This window comes from Mycobacterium sp. E136 (genome assembly GCF_001666865.1).
GTDB lineage: Bacteria > Actinomycetota > Actinomycetes > Mycobacteriales > Mycobacteriaceae > Mycobacterium.
Map to the genome: position 1 here is coordinate 35,192 of NZ_LZJE01000225.1, position 19,810 is coordinate 55,001.

Here is a 19,810-nt window from a genome sequence, read left to right on the forward strand (position 1 = left end):
GGTTCGTGAGCGAGCAGGATCGCATCCGCTGGGACGAGCGCTACCGAACCCGCGTAAGCCCCGGTGTCTCCGCAGCCGAGATCCCTGCGGTGTTCGCTCCATATGAGGCCGAGTTCCCTACGCGGGGAAGGGCACTCGATCTGGCGTGCGGCCCGGGAATCGCCAGCGTGTGGCTCGCACGTCGAGGCCTGGACGTCTGGGGTGTCGATATCTCGTCGGCGGCCATTGATCAGGCACGGGAACTGGCGGCCCGCGCAGACGTGGGGGAGCGGTGTCGGTTCGATGTCGTCGATCTCGACGATGGTCTACCGGCAGGTGCGCCTGTCGACGTCGTGGTCTGTCACCGCTTCCGCGATTCTCGGCTTGACCGGTCGATCGTCGACCGGTTGGTGCCTGGTGGGCTGCTGGCGATCTCAGCGCTGAGCGTGGTCGGCGCTGCTCCCGGGCGCTTCCGCGTGCAACCGGGCGAGTTGACCATGGCCTTCGCTCAGCTCGAGGTCATTGCCTCGGGCGAAGGTGACGGCGAAGCGTGGTTGGTGGCGAGGAAGCCGGCGCAATAGCGATACCGTCGGAGAACTTCCGCGGGCGCCCGAGTTGGCCGCGTGTTTGAGATGGCTGACGATCGGTGAATATGTGGGTGCGATCGCCGCGCCGGTACGGCCGCTGGGCGTGCGTCACATTCTCCCGTCGTTCATGACGTACGCCACGCAGCAAATCGCCCTCTTGTTTGCTGGCGACTTATGGCCCGGCCGTGCAAATCGCGTCTGAAGTGCAAATTTACCCGGCAAGCGGGGCGATTACCGCGATGCTGTAGTGCCTACGGGCGATTGGTCACCACATAGGGGCGGTGGGTATCGTCCGCCGGCGATGGGAAGACACTCACTTGCCAAGATGCGGCGGTCTTCGCGCTTGGCGGTAGTGGCGGGCGTAGTTACGGCGGTCGCTTTGTTTGGCGTCGGCGCAGACAGCTATTCGCAGGTCCGTAAATCTAAAGGGTGCTGCGAGGTCGCCGCGGCGCCACAGCCGCCGTCACCGGCAGTGAACCTGATGGCTGCGCGACCGCCCGTCCCAGTTCCCCCGCCCACGTTGCCGCGCGGCAAGGCGCCGGAGAACGGGTTGCAGGTCGATACCGTCTTGGCGGCGCGCGCAGTGAGTGCCCAGTTTCCGGAGATCCTCACCATCGGCGGCGTTCGTGCCGATTCCTTGAAATGGCACCCGCATGGATTGGCCATCGACGTGATGATCCCGGACCCCCGCTCGGCGGCGGGCAAGGAGCTCGGGGACAAAGTGGTCGCGTACGTCTTGGCGAATGCGCAACGCTTCGGCCTCGAGCACGTCATCTGGCGGCAGACGCTCTACCGTGCGGACGGCTCGAAGAAGGTGATGTCGGACCGCGGCGGAGACACCGCCAACCATTACGACCACGTGCACGTCGCGACGGCGGGCGGCGGATACCCGAAAGAAGACCAGGTTTACCTCCGCTGATCGTTACCGGCGAGGTCGTCGAGGACCTGGTAGCCGGCGTTGTATCCGGGGATGAAGGTGATGCCGGGGCCGCCGTGGCATCCGGCGCCGGCAAGGTAGAGCCCGTCGATGCCGATCGGTAGATCGCAGAATCCCTTCGGGCCGGGCCGGTTCGGACCCATGAGGTCTGGGTGCAGCAGGCCGTGGCAGAAGTCTCCGGCGGGGGCGCCGAACATCGTGTTCATGTGGTACGGCGCGAAGGTGATGTGCCGGATCTGGATGTCCTTGAAGTTCGGCGCGTAGCGGGTGATCTTGTCGATGACGCGTTGGGCCATCTCGTTTTTCAGGTGGCCGTGTTTGTCGCGGGGAGATTCGACGGGGAACGCGTAGGCGTAGGCGCTGGCGGCGTGCTTGCCGGGCGGGGCCATGTTCGGGTCGTGCACTGACGGGATCTGGATGCCCAGCGACGGGTTGTCGGGAACGACGCCGCGGCAGGCGTTTTCCCATTGGCGTTGTTGTTCTTCGGGTGAGCCGAAGATGCCGACGGACGGTTGCATACCGGGCTCGTTGAGCAGGTCGTACGGCGGGGCGAACTCGGGGAGCCCGTCGAGGGCGAAGTGCATCTGGACGAAGGAGGCACGGTGGTCACGTCCCTGGAGTCGTTCTCGAAGCTCCGTCGAGACATGCTCAGGCTCAACGAGTTCGGTGAGGGTGGTGTCGGGCGAGAGGTTGGAGACGACGATAGGGGCGGTGATGGTGTGGCCGTCCTTGCAGCGCACACCGCTGACCTTGCCGTTGTCGACGAGGATCTGCTCGACCTTGGTGCGGTAGCGGACCTCGCCGCCGCGGCTTTCGAACATCTCGCGCAGGTGCTCGGTACAGCGCGTGACAGATCTGTTGGACTGCCGAAGGTCCGCGGAGGACGTACGGAGCGTTGTCCTCGCAACGCTACGCCTCGGCTCAGGGGGTTAGGCCAACGTCAGGTTGGCGGCGAGCGCTTGGAACCAGGGCGGTTTATCCCCTGAGTGCCGAGCGGATTTGCTTCGCGACGGCAGACGCGAGCCCCACGGGTACCGCGTTCCCAATCTGTCGCGCAATCTCGATCTTCGACCCACACCAGGCATATGACTCGGGAAAGTCTTGTAGCAGAGCCGCTTCGAGATGCGTGATAACTCGATTGACGCGCCGGCTAGGCCTGTCCAGCTCCCACTGGGGATGGAGGTAACGGCCCTTCTCGGGCTTGAAGAATTCCGTACGAATCGTGAGCGACGGTGCATCCCAACGCATTCGTCCCATCACATCGGTGGTCCCCGATGGCTTGTTCCGCCAGCACTCTGAGCGAAGCTCGTCAGGTAGGTCGAACCGACCCCCGCCGGGCGGAATACAGTCATATCGCTGTAGTGAGAATGCGCGCGGCGTGCGGCCGAAGTGCAAGTCCAGCCACTTGAACTCACCCGGCACGACTTGCCCGAAATAGGACGTCTGAGTCTGCGGCAGCTCGGTAGTGATCGGACGTTCGGGGAGACCGAAGATGCGGTCGCGGACAGTTGCCCACGGCTTGGTTCCGAGTTGAAGGTCTCTGGAATGAGTAGGCCTCGGCGGTTCGATCTTTCCGATCCGCGATCCGATGACGATCGCACGTGGTCGCTTCTGAGCGACGCCGAAGTCTGCGGCGACCAAGACGTCGTGGGTCAGTTCGTAGTCGGCGATCCTGCCGGTCGCGGCCTCGTCGACGAGCAACTGAAACTCGGAACTCTGTCGGAATCTGGATACGTTTTCGATGACGAAGACGTCCGGTTGCGCGCGCTCGACCACTTCCAAGTAGCGCTTCCACAGCTTGTTGCGTGGATCGTTTACGTCCTTGCTTCCGAGGTTCGAGAACCCCTGACAAGGGGGGCCACCGATGACGACGTCGGCTTTCGGTATCTCGCGCTCCAGAGCGTCGTCGATACTGCCCCAGAAGGTGTGTGCTTTGCCGTGGTTGGACGCGTATGTCGCGGCTGCGTGCAGGTTCCACTCCACCGACAGGACGGGTTTGAATCCGTGCCGCTTGAAGCCCTCGGTCATCCCGCCGCAACCCGCGAACAGATCGATCATCCTCAGGGCTTTGGACACGGCACCATGCTATTCACGGCACATGACATGACGCCATCGGCACGCCGACCGCCTTGTGGATAACCTGCGCGCAGGCTGCGGCGGCAAAGGCGCCGGTCTGCTACTACGCCGCTTCCACCCCGGTCGCCCCGCCTCGCCATCAAGCGTCGAGCCGTGCTGCCTCCCGGAGCTGCGGTAATACTGCTTCCAGGAAGCCAGGCACGTTGTTGCCGCCGAGAACCAGCCGGCGGTCCAACAACCGGTTCCCGACTTCACAGGAAGTCTCGCTGATCAGTGCGCAGCCATGACAGGCCGACAAGTTCATTCGTGACGACACCTGTCGATCACTCTCGATGCAGACAGGGTCGTTGGAACAGACGTCCGCCTCGTCTAGTGCCGCGATCAAAAGCGGAATGAGTCGCGATGGCTGGCCCAGACGTACCAAGCCGCCGAGGGTTCCTTGTGCATCTCCTGCGGCCGTGTAGATCAATATTCCCGCTGTGCGGTCGGCCCGGTTCGAGTTGGCGTAAATCCGCTCTTGGAGCGCAGCCGATGTGTACCCGCTCGCGAAAGCCAGCCGGCGGATGAGTAGGTGCGCGATCGTGTGGAGTGCGACATAGCGTGGTTCCGGCACATCGAGGCGGTCGGCCCACTGAGCGTTCTCGCGCGCTTTCACCAGTATGTCGGCCCTGTCTTGAACCCGAGCCTGAGTCTCCCACTCCGAGATTGCGTCCTCATCGAATCGGAGGAAGATGCCCTCGCCGAAGAGTTCGATGGACGGGTAGATCGGATTTCGCACGGAATCCGGGCCTAGGTCGGCCTTGATGAACGCCGCGCCAGGGTCGTGGCGCCTGAAACCCAGGAGTGCCTGCACCTCGCGTACGCGATGCACCTGGCCGATTCCGGCGAGCCTTCGCGTCAACTCATCCGGGCCGGGAAACTCGCTACGCTGGCTCCAGCCGTCGACTACGAAATCTCCAACGCTACGGTCTTGTCCGCGGCTCAGTTTGTCTACGAAGGCTGACCACTCACCATCCTTTATATCGAGAATGGGTGCTCCGTCGTCGCTGTCCTCGCCGGCGGCGATACTGAGCACAATATCGCGAGGAACGTTCAACTCCTCCGCGATCCACCCCGCCACCAACTCGGCCTGTGGGCCTCCATTGTCCGCGACCACTTTCTCGAAGTAGACGTGGCCGCGAATCTTCGCCGCCATCTGTTCTGACTGTGACGGCGCCTCCGGAATATCGAGAGCTGAGAGTCTTTCCGCGATGTAGTTTCCCGTAGCACCGCGTTGAACCGCGATGAGTGGGAACTCACACGGGGCTTTGACAGCAGCCTCTTCCTCCCAAGGCTGGCGGCTCTCGCACTTGATACCGTCTGCTCGGAGTGCGCCTTCGCGCACAAGCTCGGTGAGGGGCCGTGATCGCTTGCACTTGTTGCAAATGACCCGGAGAGACGCGAGCCCTTCGCCCTTATCTGTGGACCGAATGAACTTGAGCTCGGTATACCCGCGGCAGAATCTCACCGCCTCGGTGACTCCCTTGTCGTGGCCACGATGTGCCCATTTGAACCACGGGATGTCCATGACATGGCTGCCGCCCTTACAAATCGCCACGTAACGCATGGGCACCAGCATGCCGCCGCATTCGCATTTGTTGACGAACCGGCCCTTCTCTCGTCCTGTCAGCATTGACAGGCGGGAGCATCGTTCGCAGAATCGCCACGCAGGGAATCGCCAGTACATCAGGCTTGCAGTGTCTTTCGCCGCACGACCGGCGTGCGTGGGCGCTTGGCGGAGCTCTCCGGCGCCGAGTCGTGAAGTCAACCGATCGCAGGAAATCCTGGCGGCGAACTTGCGATCCCACCATGATGTGTCCGGCGCGATCAACGACTCACCGCGAACATCGACGATCGCACCGACGCCGTACGGTGCTACAGTCTCGGAGAGGCGAAGGTCATGTTTGATCGGTTGCACGGCGCGCCTCCTGGAGTGGTTCTTGGACTTCGACCGCCACGTTCTCTTCAACCGACCGCATCGAGTCCCCCACGAGCCATCCTTCCCCGGTCTGCCCGAAACGCTTTAGGAGCGCCTCGTCTGTCTGAACTCGCCGGTCATAGCGCAGTGGGGCGTTGTCCTTGCGTGCAGTAGTAGCGCGGGAGTCCCATTCTCTCAATAGTCTGCCGAGCTCTTCTTCAGTCGCGTCCTTCTCGCCGGGGTCGGAACGCTCAACGAAACCGAGTAGTTCACCGATAACTCCATCGATGGCGTTGCGGAGTCGCTGCTCGTCCAGGTCGAGTGCCCTCGCTGCGCTGTCATCCGCCAGAATCTGAAAAGACTGTCTTAGCAACGCAACAAGCGCGCCTGCAAGCGATCGCTCCCGGGAAGACAGCGACCATGGCGTCACACTCGTAGGCTCGACACTTCGGTATAGCGCTTCGTGATAGCCCCGGAATGTCTCGAAGTGCGATCGGTCTCGAGCACGGTTCGATCGGAACAGCGTAGCGACTATTCCTTTGTTGTCGCCGCGGCCCACCCGACTGGTTGCTTGGATGTACTCCGCGGTTGTCTTCGGTTGTCCGACCATGAGCATCAATGCGAGACGGGGAATATCGATGCCAACCGAGAGCATGTTCGAGGACAGGACGACGTCGATTGCTTCCGAGGACTTGTCGATCTCGAGGCCGAGCTCTCGCAGATCGTTTGGAAGTTCATCAGCGCCGCGGCGGCTCGTCAACTCGAGCACCCGAGGTCCCCGCACCTTGCGTAGTGGTAGTCCCAAGCGCTCTGAACGTGTCTCCAGCCGGCCGTTGACGTCATCGACTACGAGCGTTCCCGATCGACCGAGCTCGCGAAGACTGTTGTGGTACATCACCAAAGTCCAGTAGGCGTCTCGCTTTGTACCGACTTTCGCCGCCTCGAGAACAGCAGGGAGTTCGATGAGGGGCGCGCTGGCCGCTACGAGGGCTGATGCTTGCGATACCGACTGCGGCATCAGTCCGAGGTACAGGCGACCTTCACCGGATTCAACAGGGCGAGAGAAGAAAGTTCGGTCGTCGTCGAGACCGGCTGGGGGGTAGAGCGCGACGGATCGTCCGTAGAGCCCCTGGACCTGCTCGTCAGACGCCCGGATGGTGGCCGTCGACGCGATGATCTTTGGCGTCGATCCGTTCTTGCTGAGCAGGAGCTGGATGACTGCATCGAACACCGCCACCGTCGTTCCGAGAGGCCCGGATAGGAGGTGCAGCTCGTCCTGGATAATCATCGAGGGTTGGCGGTACATGCCGTTGAGACCGAGAAGAGCGCCAGCTTCTGGCTTAAACTGCAGCCGCGCGAATTTGTCGACCGTCGCGAGCAGGATCGTCGGCGGAGCGTCGTAGAGCACGTTGTCGACGACAGACAGTGGCAGTTCGTTGTTGAATTCGCATTGTGGGTTGGTGCAGTGAATGACGAAGTCGTTTCCAACGAAGCGAAACCCATAGCGCGAGTGGTCGTCGCTGCGTCGGCTCGGGACCATCACGGTTTGGCACCAAGGGCAGCTTTCGACCTGAAACCCGTTGGCCTCTTCAGGTCTTGCCGCCTTATGTAATCGCTCTAGTGCCTTCTTCGCCTCAGGAAGGGTGGCAGGCGTTACTTCGTTGCCTACCCAGAGTCCGATTGTGAAGCGGTGCATACCTTTCACTCGGTCATCGGAGTCACGGAGGATTTCCATCGCACAGACCAAGGCCGCGGCACGTTGGAATTGTTGTGCAGTGAGAAGCCGAAGCGTGTACCTAGTGATGACAGCAGTGCCGCCGCCCGCAACGCCGTACGCGAGGCGGCGACGGAAAATCTCGATCGCCGCCAACCCGAGATACGCCTCAGTTTTCCCTCCGCCTGTGGGAAACCAGATCAGGTCAACCAGGTCTCGCTCGGGATGCCGCTCATCGACGGTCGAGGCAAGCGAAATCAGTAGAAAGCCAAGCTGGAACGGACGCCACATTGGTTCGCCGGGGGGCAGTCCGCGATTGATCGCCGACTGCCGCATCTGCAATCTCATCGCCGCCATACCCAAGGCGAACGCAGTTCGCAGCTCCCCCTGATCGGCCTCGGCTAAGAGCTCGACAGCGGCTTGCATCCGATCAACAGCTACGCGCGAGCGCTTGGCAATGGTGCGTGCGATCGTCTGTTGGGCCCCAAACCCGTCGGCGCGTGACTCTTGTTCCGCAACCCATTTCGAGAACGCCAGAACGAAGGCTTCGAGGGCGGGCAGTACCTCTTCGGGGGCGGAGTCCATTCGCGACAGATCGGCAAGCCGAAGGGCTCGGGATTCCTCCGTTCCCTCTTCGAACCCAGTAATCTCGACGGTCGGGACAACGAACGCTGGAACCGGGGTTAGGAAAACCTCGGAACACGCGCCGTCATCGACTTTCCAGTCAGCGGCCATACCATGTCCGACCGCATACACCTTGCGGTTGCGGTACCGGAGACGTAGTTCGGCTGATTCGGCGTCGAGGTCAAACGCTCTCGCGTCTTCGTACTCGAGCACGCGTCCGGCATTCGAAGGTCGCACCGCAAGGGCCACCTGAAAAAGCATTCTGGGGATGTCCAGCTTGTCGTCTCCTGTGGTCTTAACCGCTACCCGGACGTGCACCGTAACGAGCTGAGCACTACCGAAATTGCGCCAACGAGAGCCGATTTCGATCGGAACATCATTGACTGAAAGTCGATCTGAGGTCGTCGTTCGACTGAGCTCAATATCGGTGAGCTCGACCGCACGGCGTTGCCACCGGGGTGGTCCATCATCGGCTACTGCCTTGTACGTTCCAGCCGACAGGTTGACGAAGACGGACGACGCATCGGTAACGAAAGAAATGGCGACTGACGAGGGCCGCCAATCTTCGGCGAGTGGCGTGGTTGCCCCAGCCTCTTCGACGTCGCCTTCCTGGACTGAGCTGGGGAGGAACTCGCTTCCCTCGCCAGGAATCGGGGCCGGCTCAACCTCGGACTCTGACGGAAACAGCATTCCGACCGCGTACTGGAGATGAGGCCTGTTGTAGAGGATCTCGTCCGGACCTGCTTCCGGCCCGACGTACGCGGAACGGATGTGTCCCAACGCAATGCGCTGCGCCTCGTTTAGTGTCAACGCGTTCCTCCTCGCCGTTGTGCAAGCTCCTGAAGGCGCTTCTTGTCGTCCGGCGTTGCCACGATGTGCAGTCCCACTCGAGCACGCGTAACTGCAACGTAGAATGCGGCCAAGCCAGCGGCGTCGTATTCAGACGGTAGATCGCAGGCAATGACGTAGTCGGCTTCAAAACCTTTGGCCGTTCGGGGAGTGGTCACCGTGATGGAGTCGTGCGTTGATGTCTCCGAAGGGGTTCCGCTGACGCTAATGATCCAGATCGACTTACGGCTCGCTCCGTTGGCGATGAGCTCGCGAGCTATACCGGCCGCCTCATCGACGTCCGCCGCGCCGGACGACCAGTGCCAGCGGATAGCGTCCCCGAGGACGATTCCCGGATCGCCGATATCAGCGCCTAAGTACTGCTGAACTACGTGGACGATTGCCTTCGTATTGCGGACGTTGCGTCTCAGATCCAAGGAAAGAGCCTCCGCAGCAACAATTTCAAAAACGTCGCTGTCGAAGCGGCCATCCACATGTGCCTGGTTATTGGGATCCAGGAACATGCGCCACCGGCCTGCCGAGCGGCCACCCTTGATCACCGAGTCGAGGCGGTCCATCGCCTCGACTGTCATGAGGTCCTGCGCTTCGTCGATCAGGACGACGTCCCAGTCGCGATCGGGCAGGTCGCCGAAAGCTATGAGATCGATGTCCCTCTCGCCAATGAAGGGTTCGAAGAACCTGGCGAGGTCGGGCGAGTGGAAAGTAATCAAGACTGATCGCCCAGTTTCGGCCTCGAGCTTCGCGGCTTCAACAAGCACGAGTGACTTCCCTGTGCCCGCCCCGCCGAGAACCATCACGCGATCGTTGCGCGCCAGCGACGCGAGAACTCTCGCCTGATCTTCAGTCGCTCGATTCTGCTCTTCGATGACGGCCCCGCGTTGCGCGTCGATAACGGGCATCCGGGTGAACTCTCCGAACAGGCGGTCGCGCAGATCTTTGGGCCTGGCTACTTTGGTGTTGCGCGGGGCGCCGGTCGAATTCGACTCCGTTACCGTCGTCAATGCGACTGATAGTCCTTCTATCGTCATTTCGTCACGAGCGAGCCAATGAGTCGGCTTCCAACCGACGGCATGTGGAGGAGCCTCAATATCGGGGGTAATCACAACAGCTTCTCGCGGAAACCAACCGACTCCCTCCTCGCGAAGGACGTCGGTCAGGGCGTGCATGGCTGACGTGGCTTGATCCATTGGTGATTCGGTCAATTTGTGCCACTCGCCATGCCGGTCGATGGACCACCACACTCCATCGACATTGCGAACACCGCCACCCTTGACCTCGATTACGACTACCAATCCGTTCCAGAGGAGGACAAAATCCGCCTCCGCTTGCTGCTTGTATTTGTGCGATCGGAGCTTCACCGAGTAGAACGCGACTGCGTCCTGCGGGCCGACTACCGAGCTAAGCAATCGGGCGACGTGCTTCTCTGCGTTGCTGTCGGCGATCTGAAGGATCGTGGGTAGGTCGGGAACGAGGATCATGCCTTCTGTACCTGCCAAAGGTCCTCGTACTCCCGGAAGCCGAGATACTCGTTGATGTCACCGAAATTGTCGGCCATATCCACGATCAAACACTCCTCTTTGCCGCCATTCTTGGGACCGCGCAACCCGCGACCTGCCATCTGAATGTATGCGTTAGGACTGAACGTTGGTCTTGCAATGTAAAGGGCTCGCACGCCGGGCGCATCGAAGCCCTGAATCAGCAAGTCGCAGTTGGTAAGTACTCGAATATCGCCGCGCTTGAACTTGTCGATGACGTCGCGTCGCTGCTGGCGACCGGTTTGGCCGCTTACCGATTCCGCAATGATGCCCCGGTAGCGAAGTGTTGCAGCAAGGACTTGAGCGGACAGGATGCTCGGAGTGAAGACCAAGACCGGCCAGTTCGGATCCAAATTCATAATGTGCTTCACCAAGATCGACATGCGTTCGTGGTCTTGGCCAATTCGGTCGAGCACCGTCTGATTGATTCGGCGAAGGCTCGTCGCCTCGGTACGCTCAGCGGCCGACATCTCAACATCTACACCTTGCAGAACCTCGTGGCGGACCGTCGCCAGGATGCCAAGCTCCGCTAGTTCTTTATAAGCGTTCTCTTCGAAGGCTTTTAAAATGACATTGCCGAAGCGGCTGGCAAGTCGGCGCGTCAACTCGTCTGAGGTGCCCTTGAACGGTGTAGCTGACAAGCCGACGAGAGGCCGGGCCCAACCTCGGCCGGCAATGCCCAGCCAGTCGAGAAGCCTTGTGTACAACTCAGAACCGCCTGCCCGGTGACCTTCGTCGATAATGACCGCGGTCGCCTTGCTCAGCCACTCGTACTCCGGCAGTTTGCGAACCACGTCGAGCTTCGCATCAGTAGCAACTACCACACTGAACTCGGTGTCCGGTTCATGGACGTCGTTATTTTCCCAGAGACGTCCAATCGTTAGTGGACGTTCGTCATCGAGGCCACGCCAGACTGTGCTCCAAGTCTGTACGGCTTGTTCGCAGAGCTCTTTTGATTGCGCAATCCATAGAACCGGACCTCGAAGGTCTTCCTCCTTAAACAGTCGGAGAACCGTCTCGGTTGCCACGCGGGTCTTCCCGGCTCCTGTCGGCAACTCGACCATTGCCTTCTTCGATCGGCCCTCGTCATCGCGCCGCGTCAGGATCTCCTTTAGATCTTTCCTAATCTTCTTCTGGAACGGATGGAGGTCGTTCAAGCGGATCTTTCCCGGCACGACGAACTCAGCTTCCTGGTGTACGGTTCGCCGGCCTGCGTACTCCGGTGCGAACCCCATCTTTCGCAGCCATGAGATGGTTCTCGCGCCGCCAGCCCACTGGTCGGGTACGTCAGGAAAGCCCTCGGCCCTGAACAGGTCGGCGAGAAATTTGATCGAGTCGGCGCCGTAAACCGTGAGATATAACTCAGCGACTGAAGTCGACTCGTTGACGAGACCTTGAAACTCAAGCGCCTGCCACAATCCCTTAGGAAGAGCTTCCCGAAGGTCGTCTGGCCCGAAGTAGGTGTCGAGCCTGGCAGAGTCTGAATCCGCTGCGTTGGCTTCTATTCGGAGCTTCTCCAATCGGAGATCGATTCCCGCCTGGCGAATGCCGGTCATGTCGGCGTTGTTGAGCTGGAGGCTGAACGCATCGTTGACTATGGGGAGAAGCAGATCATCGTCGACGCTGTCCTTTACATAGAGGTGGAAGCCTTCGACGTGCCAGTCGAGGGATTGATCTTCGACACCATCTTGGGTCGTTACACGCTTCGTGATGACAGCTGCGCGGGTCAATTCCGCGTTAGCGACGGCCTTCTCCGCGAGCGTTCCGCGTAGCCCCGTGAACACGTCGAGCACGCGGTCACTGGATTGCGTGCCGTCGATGATCATCGAGAATGCGAAATTATCTTCAAAACTCTGACAGCCGACGACCTCGATCAGTTCCGTCGCGGTTTCAGCCGTTGTGAACAGGAATGGCCGCTGACGCGACATAAGAAACTCGCGCTGTTCATCGGATATGGCTGTGAAAACTGATTTAGGAGGACGTGATTCGACAGCACGTCCTATTCGACAAGGAATAGTCCGCGGATGTGCACCGGGGTAGACGACCCGGCTCGCAGTCAAAATAAACTCCACAAGTATGTCGTCGCTAACTGTCGGTGGGAGAAGATCCGCTTCGAGAGCTTCGCGCAGGAGCTCCGCGGGCACGTGCTCGAGTTCGTCGGGAAGTTCGAGCGCATCTGCCACCTGGCCGGGACCCATGAATAGAGGAAGAAGGTCGCGATACCGTGCAAGCGATGGGGCGGCCACCGAGCGAGGAGCACGTAAACCGCGCGTGGAGTTTACGATTCCGGACATGTCAGCCGCCCAACGGACGGGTGACGGCACCCGCTGGTTGATACCGGTGTCATTGTCTTCGCAGTCCCACATCGCATCGCCGAAACTTAGGAGCCCCCGCGTCCAGGCCTCGCGAAGCGCAAGAGATGCGCCTGCGTCGTTTAGTATCTGCAGGAGGGAGAACGGGCCAGGCGAGAACTGTTGTGAGGGATAGAGACTGATTCGCTCCACGGGTCTCTCTCCGGGCCCCAGCTCTGAGTTCAACCGCTGGATCACCCACGACTGGTACTCGTACTTGAGCGGCTCATCATCAAAGTCATAGTTCTTTACGGGCTCTCGGATCACGCCGAGCGCGTACGCAACTTCGGGCACGCATCGCGCGCGGTCGAGCACTAACGAGAGGTAGTCGGCCGCCAGTAACTCGCTGAGGTCAACTACCTGTGCAGGCCATGCCCAACCACCATCGCGCGTAGGTACTTTCACAGCGAGATGCTGTCGACCCTTGACCGCGTTGAGCGCATCCCGCGGTTGAACTCCTTTGGCCGATTCCCAGAACCGCGTGAGCGCGGCTTCAGTCGAGTCGGACGAGAGTTGGGAAATGCGCGCGTTCAGGATCGCTACTGGATTGAGGTTTCGAAACCCCGCCTTACGGAGCAGGTCTTCCATGCCCGGCCTAGCCATGAAGTCAGGATCAACGAAGACGGAGCCCTCGATGGTGAGGTTCTCCTCCTGCTCCAGGAAGACCATATCCTTATCAACGAGTGCTTTCAGACCGTCGGTCGTTTGAACAACCTTGGCCTGGGTGATCGATGGGAGCTCAGGATGTTGAACCACGAACTTGAAAGCGTTTGCCGCAGAGTCGGTGTCGGATCCTTCCGCCCACTCGCGGAGCCACGACAGGAGGCCGCGCTTCGGCATCAGCTCAAGCGCTCGTTTCATGTCGCGACTATCTTCGTCGATCACGTTACGTCCGACGGCGACTGCGAAGAGCTGGCGTAAGCGAGTCATCCGCTGTGTTGACGTGTAGCACCGCCAGTGGGGGACATCCTCGCCCGTGTTGGGCGACTGAATCCACGACCGATGAGCAGTTTCATCGATCGTAACGGCGAAATCGAGGGGTTTGAGCTCGGCTGGCGAGCGGAGAACCCCACTCCCATCGGGGATGAGCTCTAGGTCCGCCGCAAGCAGCGGCACTTGGGTGCAGAGGATCTCGTTCCCGAACACGCGATTCTCGCGACCGCGTGCGGGGAGGTAATCAAGGTGGGCGGCTGGGTCTTCATTCGTGCTCACTCTGGGAAGAAGCGCAACGAACATTTCGGCAAGGGTGCTGACGATCTCACGGTTGTAGTCGTTGTGTAGCAGTGTTGTTCGATCATCATTGACGCTCCACGGAGCGTTGAATAAGGCGGAAGCTGAGGTGTCGTCTTGCAGTGGAAAATAGGACCAGAACTTTCCAACACGCTGCTGAGCGTGCCGCACGGGCATAGCAACAGTGACTTTGACCATCTCTCGGGAGACGGCTTCGCCTACTTCCTGCCGTGCTGCCAACGATGGCGAATGCATCCGATCTTGAACGATCCACTCGTCCCCGTTGCCGTCGGGCCGTTCAATTCTCAGCACGCCGTCGCCAAGGTCTCGGCTGACGTGGCTTGTATCGACTCCGTCTTTGTCGAGTACGCGCAACTTCACTTCTCGTACTGAGCTGACGAACAGAAGAAACTCAGAGGAGAAACCCTCGATCTCTTTCCGAAGACGCTTCAGGGTCTGCGAGGTCGCGCCCGGCAGTTTAACGATCGTGACGGCCCATTTGCCGAGCTCGTCCAGCACCGGGTCGCTTGCGAAATGATCTTGGGCGCTTATCAGCGTGGGAGTGCGAAGCAGCGGATGCTTCTTCGTGCCGCCCGCGACTTCTGCAATAGCTTCTCGAGCACTCTTGGCGTTGAACTCGAAGGACACGCATCGACTGAAAATCTGTGGCGCATCCGTCACAGCAAGCACCGATTTAAATCCGAGCCCGAAGCGGCCGATCTCATCGCCGCGCTTGTGACTCATATATGCGTGCATCAGAGCGATCAGACCGTTCTTCGAGAACGGGCGTCCGGCGTTGGCGCAGTAAAGCGTCTCGTTGGCGATATCGAGGACGATTTCGACTCGACCAGCGTGCTTGCTGCTTCCACTCGTGTCGACGCCGGACATCGCATCAGCCGCGTTCTGCACCAACTCCAGAAGGGTGCGGTGGGCGTAGCCGCCTACACGGATCGACTCCTCGAGTCCCGCATGCTCGGCCACCAAATGTGGATTCGCTCGGTACGAAGCGATTGCGCGGCCGAACTGCTCCTCGACCTCGAGCTCTAGGCTGGCGTCAGCCTTCCATCCCTGGGATTCCGTCTTGACCACGCGTTGCCTCCCCCTTTTTTGTCATCCGTTCCTCTACCCCCTACCCAGGGGTCGGTGTAGCAACCCCTGAGCTCGTGTAAGAGTGCATCGAAGCTTCCGGAACGGTGTCCGTAGCGGCATGCCAGTCGCTGTTCCGAGCCAACAGCGCTGCCAGCTGGCCGACAGCGTTTCTTAATGCTCTCGTCCGACGCCACCTTATTAGGCATGCTTGATACGCGCAGGCGGTTTGAAACGGCTAAAAGACAGATGGGCTGTCCCTGCCGGCTGAACTCGCAGCCCCGATTGCAGTCACTAAACCTGCTCGTTGTCGGCTTGCGCCGCTGCGGCGCCAGTGCGGAAATTGAGCGCAGGCTCGTATGTCGAGGCAGTTCCAGACGTCACCGAGCGAATCTGCGTGGGGTCTATCGAGCTGCTAACTTCGCCCCGAGAGTGGCGTCAGCTCGACGCGGCCGACCCGGCGACGCGTGGGTCATGCGGCGGATTGTCTGCGGCTCGCCTTGACTATTGGAAGGGAACGCTGGTGATTGCAAATGATTGCGCTTTCGTGGTCTATACGGGTTCGTCTGCATTGTTACAGTTCGTCGCGTTTCGGCTGTGGGGTGTTGGAGCACGCTATGGCGCCGCGCTGTTATGCGGTGCGGACTCGCCACGCCTCCAAAGCCTGTAAACAGGTAAGATCCGGCTACTTGTCCTCATTGATATGAAAGCTGCTGGTACTGAACCACCGCGATCACGGCGAGCGCACGCCGCTTCCGTCTTCTGAAGACGTTCGCGCCAGAATGAGCAGGCAGCGGCGTCGTGATACGAGTCCCGAACTTGCGGTAAGACAGACCCTCCACTCGCGTGGCATTCGCTATCGAGTCGACATGCGGCCGGAACCGGATTTGCGGTGCAGAGCAGACATCGTTTGGAAACGCCGGCGAATCGCGGTGTTTATTGACGGTTGCTTCTGGCATAGCTGTCCGATTCACGCAACCCAGCCGAAGTCGAATCGAGAATGGTGGGAACGGAAGCTTGAAGCGAACGTGCGCAGAGATCTAGCCACCGATGCAGTGCTGCGTTCGCGCGGGTGGACTGTCCTGCGTTTTTGGGAGCACGAAGATCCTTCGGCCGTTGCCAACGTGGTCTGCGAGTACCTAGAGAGGTCGCCGTAATGGGTACACAAGCACGGTGCAAGAGCATCCCGGCCGGATAGGTGCGCCGGAGTCAGCCAGGTGCTTTATTGCCGACGTGAAGTCAGGTGCGACCCGCGCCGACCACGTGGGTGAGGGGGACCCGTTTGGTGGTCCAGTCGCTATGCGGCTTGGGTTGATGGGTCGTGGTCCACTGTAGGGCGAACTCGGTCGGGGTGAGTTCGCCGTGGGCGGAGTGGGGTCGGTTGGCGTTGTAGTCGCAGCGTCAGTGTTCGATGATCACCCGGGCTTCCAGCAAGGAGTCGAAGCGCCACGCGTTGAGCAGTTCGTCGCGTAGCCGGCCGTTGAACGACTCGATCCAGGTGTTCTGCCATGGCGAGCCGGGATCGATGAACAGCGAAGCAGTGCTGTTGAATTGACACCAATCGTTGACGGCCTGGGCCACGAACTCGGGGCCGTTGTCGAAACGCACGTAGGTCGGTGCGCCGTGCTGCACGGTCAAGCGGTCCAAGACCTCGACGACGCCGTCGGCGTCGATGGAGCGATTGACCTCGATGGCGAGGGCTTCGCGGGTGAATTCGTCGATCACGTTCAACATCTTCAAGGTGCGGCCATCAGCGGTGGTATCGAACTGGAAGTCCATTGCCCGAACCGCGTTCGGACGGATCGGTGCCATCGCCCCGACGGTGACATCGATACCAGTCAGTCGTTTCTTCTTGCGGCGCTGCGGGACTCGCAGGCCCTCCTCACGCCACAGCCGGCGGATGCGCTTGTTGTTGACCTTCCAGTCCGCGCGGCGGGCCATCTTGGCTGCCCGTCGCCAGCCCCAGCGGGGGCGCTCAGTGGAGAACCGGCGCAGCCAGGCACGCAGCTCGGCTTCTTCGGCGGTGACCGCCTGCGGCGTCAGGCGCATCGTGGAACGGTGAATTCCTACCACCTGTCGGCGTCGCCTGAAAACTGACCCCGTGTCGACGCCCGAATTTTGACCCCCTTCGTCTGATTCTCGGCTTTTGAGCCGAGAGGAGAAGGGAGTTGTTGGCTGTGGAGGATTGGGCTGAGATCCGCCGGTTGCATCGAGCGGAGGGGTTGCCGATCAAGTTGATCGCCAGGACGTTGGGGATCTCGAGGAACACGGTGCGTTCGGCGTTGGCGTCGGAGGCGCCGCCGAAGTACGAGCGCAGGCCGGCGGGGTCGGCGGTGGACGCGTTCGAGGACGCGATTCGTGCGGAGTTGAAGAGGACTCCGACGATGCCGGCGACGGTGATCGCCGAGCGGGTCGGCTGGACGCGTGGGATGACGGTGTTCACCGAGCGGGTCCGTGAGCTGCGTCCGGCGTATCTGCCGCCGGACCCGGCTGGGCGCACCAGCTACGACGCCGGTGATGTGGCGCAGTGCGATCTGTGGTTCCCGCCAGTGTCGATCCCGGTCGGGTACGGGCAGTTCCGTCGGCCGGTGCAGTTGCCGGTGCTGACGATGGTGTTGGGGTATTCGCGGTGGCTCTCGGCGCTGCTTCTCCCGTCGCGCCGCGCGGAGGATCTTTTCGCGGGGTGGTGGCAGCTGATCGCCGCGCTCGGTGCGGTGCCGCGGACGTTGGTCTGGGACGGTGAGGGCGCGATCGGCCGAAACCGTGGTGGCCGTATCGAATTGACCCGTGACTGCCACGCCTTCCGCGGTGTGCTGGGTACCAAGGTGATCGTCCTCAAGCCTGCCGAGCCGGAGCACAAGGGCATCATCGAACGGGCGCACGACCACTTCGAGCGGTCGTTTCTGCCGGGCCGCGAGTTCAGCGGTCCGGGCGATTTCAACCATCAGTTCGGCAGGTGGTTGCAGCTCGTCAACGCCCGCCAGCGGCGAGTGCTGGGCTGCGCTCCGATCGATCGGATCGGGGCCGATCTGGCGGCGATGCTGTCGCTGCCGCCGGTGGGGCCGCAGGTCGGGTGGCGCACCTCGGCGCGGTTGGCGCGTGATCACTACGTGCGGTTGGACTCCAACGACTACTCGGTGCATCCCGGCGTGATCGGGCGCCGTATCGAGGTCACCGCCGATCTGGATCGGGTGAGGGTGTTCTGTGAGGGTAAGACCGTCGCCGACCACGAGCGGGTGTGGGCACACCATCAGACGATCACCGATGCCGAGCATCGGGAAGCGGCGAACATGCTGCGCCGCAACAGGATCAGCGCCCTACGTCCGATCCGTGAACCGGACGGGCAGATCGTGGTCGAGCAACGCAGCCTCGGCGACTACGACGCGGCACTGGGTGTCGACCTCGGCGACGGCGGGCTGGTGTCATGACCACCAGAACCACCAAGACGACCGTCTCCTCGGGCGCCGGTCGGGATCTCAGCGCGGAGATCGGATTCCTCACCCGAGCCTTGAAGGCCCCCACGATGCGCGAAGCGGTGACCCGACTGGCCGAGCGGGCCCGCGCCGAGTCCTGGACCCACGAGGAGTTCCTGGTGGCGTGCTTGCAGCGCGAAGTGTCGGCACGGGAATCGCACGGAGGCGAGGGACGCATCCGCGCAGCGCGGTTCCCGTCGCGGAAGTCGTTGGAGGAGTTCGACTCGACCACGCGCGTGGACTCAAACGCGACACCATCGCCCACCTCGGGACGTTGGACTTCGTCGCCGCCAAAGACAACGTTGTGTTCCTCGGGCCACCGGGCACCGGCAAGACGCATCTGGCCATTGGCATCGCGATCAGGGCGTGTCAGGCCGGGCACCGCACCCTGTTCGCTACCGCTTCGGAATGGGTGGCACGGCTGGCTGAAGCCCACCACGGCGGCCGGCTGCAGCAGGAACTCGTCCGCCTGGGCCGCTACCCGCTGCTGGTGGTCGACGAGGTCGGCTACATCCCCTTCGAACCCGAGGCCGCCAACCTGTTCTTCCAACTCGTCTCATCACGCTACGAACGGGCCAGCCTCATCGTCACCTCCAACAAACCGTTCGGCCGCTGGGGTGAGGTCTTCGGTGACGACGTCGTCGCCGCGGCCATGATCGACCGCCTCGTCCACCACGCCGAAGTGATCGCGCTCAAAGGCGATTCCTACCGCATCAAAGACCGCGACCTCGGGAGAGTCCCGGGATCGACCACTGAAGAATGAACACCAAGGGGGTCAATTTTCAACCGTTGAGAAGGGGTCAAATTTCAACCGGCGTTGACACCACCGTGCAGGCTCGGCGTTCAGATACCCCGAACCGCTCGCGCAGCACCTCCACTGCGCGGCGTTTGCGGTTCGGGGTCAGAAGTTTCCCGCCGAGATGTCCTTGAGCATGTCGATGTCGAGAGCCTGGTTGGCGACCAGCTTCTTGAGCCGGCGTTCTCCGCCTCGAGTTCTTTGAGTCGTTTCGCATCGTTGGCTTTCATGCCGCCGTACTCGGCCAGCCAGCTATGCCACGTTGATTCCGCGATCTCCGAGACAATTGCACGTCTTTGATGACCCCAACCGGGATGACCGGGGATGGGTGTTATCGGTCGCCCACGTTGACGTGGTGCAGGCGAGCCGACTCGACTTGCGCATTCCCGAGACGACACGCATCGTTCCGGTTTCCACGCCGGGCCGATTGGCATTCGACCACGACGAAATCATCTTGCGTGCGGTTGAGAACGTGCGTCTGCGCTACGCCGACAAGCCCGACCCGGATCGTCTGATCGGCGAGGAATTCACACTCCGTCAGCTGCGCATCGCGCACGAAGCAGTAATCGGGCACGCCCTCCAACGCGATACATTTCGTCGGGCAATGGAGTCGCAC

The 19,810-nt window shown here is 61.3% G+C and carries 9 protein-coding genes and 5 pseudogenes; 6 read left to right on the top strand and 8 right to left on the bottom strand.

Annotation, left to right across the window (positions count from 1 at the left end; all coding sequences use genetic code 11):
• The first annotated feature begins 5 nt into the window (after window positions 1-5).
• Both A5698_RS15065 and A5698_RS29025 read left to right on the top strand, forming a co-directional pair.
• Window positions 6-560 (top strand): class I SAM-dependent methyltransferase, encoded by a 555-nt coding sequence (locus A5698_RS15065; RefSeq protein WP_068298309.1) that lies wholly within the window; start codon window positions 6-8, stop codon window positions 558-560.
• A 487-nt stretch (window positions 561-1,047) separates the two neighbouring features.
• Window positions 1,048-1,485: a VldE C-terminal domain-containing protein gene (locus tag A5698_RS29025; protein WP_353651821.1), complete on the top strand. Its 438-nt coding sequence runs from the start codon at window positions 1,048-1,050 to the stop codon at window positions 1,483-1,485.
• Here the strand turns inward: A5698_RS29025 and A5698_RS15075 are convergent.
• From A5698_RS15075 to A5698_RS15100, 6 genes and pseudogenes are all read right to left on the bottom strand, one after another.
• Window positions 1,473-2,342 (bottom strand): annotated as a pseudogene (locus tag A5698_RS15075) (phytoene desaturase family protein); the annotation flags it as partial. The gene A5698_RS29025 and the pseudogene A5698_RS15075 overlap by 13 nt on opposite strands.
• Before the next feature lie 136 nt (window positions 2,343-2,478).
• The gene (locus A5698_RS15080) at window positions 2,479-3,579 is read right to left on the bottom strand and encodes a DNA cytosine methyltransferase (protein ID WP_231967418.1); all 1,101 of its coding nucleotides are present in this window, start codon (window positions 3,577-3,579) and stop codon (window positions 2,479-2,481) included.
• A gap of 139 nt (window positions 3,580-3,718) precedes the next feature.
• Window positions 3,719-5,536, bottom strand: coding sequence for an MrfA Zn-binding domain-containing protein (drmB, locus tag A5698_RS15085; protein ID WP_068298315.1), 1,818 nt, complete (start codon window positions 5,534-5,536; stop codon window positions 3,719-3,721).
• Window positions 5,517-8,684, bottom strand: coding sequence for a helicase-related protein (locus tag A5698_RS15090; protein ID WP_068298318.1), 3,168 nt, complete (start codon window positions 8,682-8,684; stop codon window positions 5,517-5,519). Before A5698_RS15090 ends, drmB begins: the two co-directional genes overlap by 20 nt.
• A complete protein-coding gene (locus A5698_RS15095; RefSeq protein WP_068298322.1) occupies window positions 8,681-10,201 on the bottom strand; it encodes a nuclease-related domain-containing DEAD/DEAH box helicase in 1,521 nt (506 codons plus the stop codon). The genes A5698_RS15090 and A5698_RS15095 overlap by 4 nt, the downstream gene beginning before the upstream one ends.
• Window positions 10,198-14,928: a DEAD/DEAH box helicase gene (locus A5698_RS15100; protein ID WP_068298325.1), complete on the bottom strand. Its 4,731-nt coding sequence runs from the start codon at window positions 14,926-14,928 to the stop codon at window positions 10,198-10,200. Before A5698_RS15100 ends, A5698_RS15095 begins: the two co-directional genes overlap by 4 nt.
• Before the next feature lie 716 nt (window positions 14,929-15,644).
• Here A5698_RS15100 and A5698_RS28005 point away from each other — a divergent pair.
• Complete coding sequence (locus A5698_RS28005; RefSeq protein WP_286144520.1) at window positions 15,645-16,082, top strand: very short patch repair endonuclease; 438 nt, start codon at window positions 15,645-15,647, stop codon at window positions 16,080-16,082.
• Window positions 16,083-16,230: 148 nt separating this feature from the next.
• On the opposite strand, the pseudogene A5698_RS15105 reads toward A5698_RS28005, so the two are convergent.
• A pseudogene (locus tag A5698_RS15105) lies at window positions 16,231-17,032 on the bottom strand (IS3 family transposase); the annotation flags it as partial.
• Between the two features lie 61 nt (window positions 17,033-17,093).
• Between A5698_RS15105 and istA the strand changes: the two are divergent.
• Window positions 17,094-18,353, top strand: a complete 1,260-nt coding sequence (istA, locus tag A5698_RS15110; protein ID WP_067088130.1) for an IS21 family transposase — start codon at window positions 17,094-17,096, stop codon at window positions 18,351-18,353.
• 107 nt (window positions 18,354-18,460) lie between these two features.
• Window positions 18,461-19,161, top strand: a pseudogene (gene istB, locus A5698_RS15115) (IS21-like element helper ATPase IstB).
• 58 nt (window positions 19,162-19,219) lie between these two features.
• On the opposite strand, the pseudogene A5698_RS28645 reads toward istB, so the two are convergent.
• Window positions 19,220-19,472: pseudogene (locus tag A5698_RS28645) on the bottom strand (transposase); the annotation flags it as partial.
• Here A5698_RS28645 and A5698_RS15120 point away from each other — a divergent pair.
• A pseudogene (locus tag A5698_RS15120) lies at window positions 19,472-19,810 on the top strand (NrtR DNA-binding winged helix domain-containing protein); the annotation flags it as partial. The pseudogenes A5698_RS28645 and A5698_RS15120 overlap by 1 nt on opposite strands.

Coding starts and splice junctions, on each gene's coding strand:
- A5698_RS29025 (WP_353651821.1), top strand. CDS start 1,048: ATGGCTGCGCGACCGCCCGTCCCAGTTCCCCCGCCCACGTTGCCGCGC.
- A5698_RS15095 (WP_068298322.1), bottom strand. CDS start 10,201: ATGATCCTCGTTCCCGACCTACCCACGATCCTTCAGATCGCCGACAGC.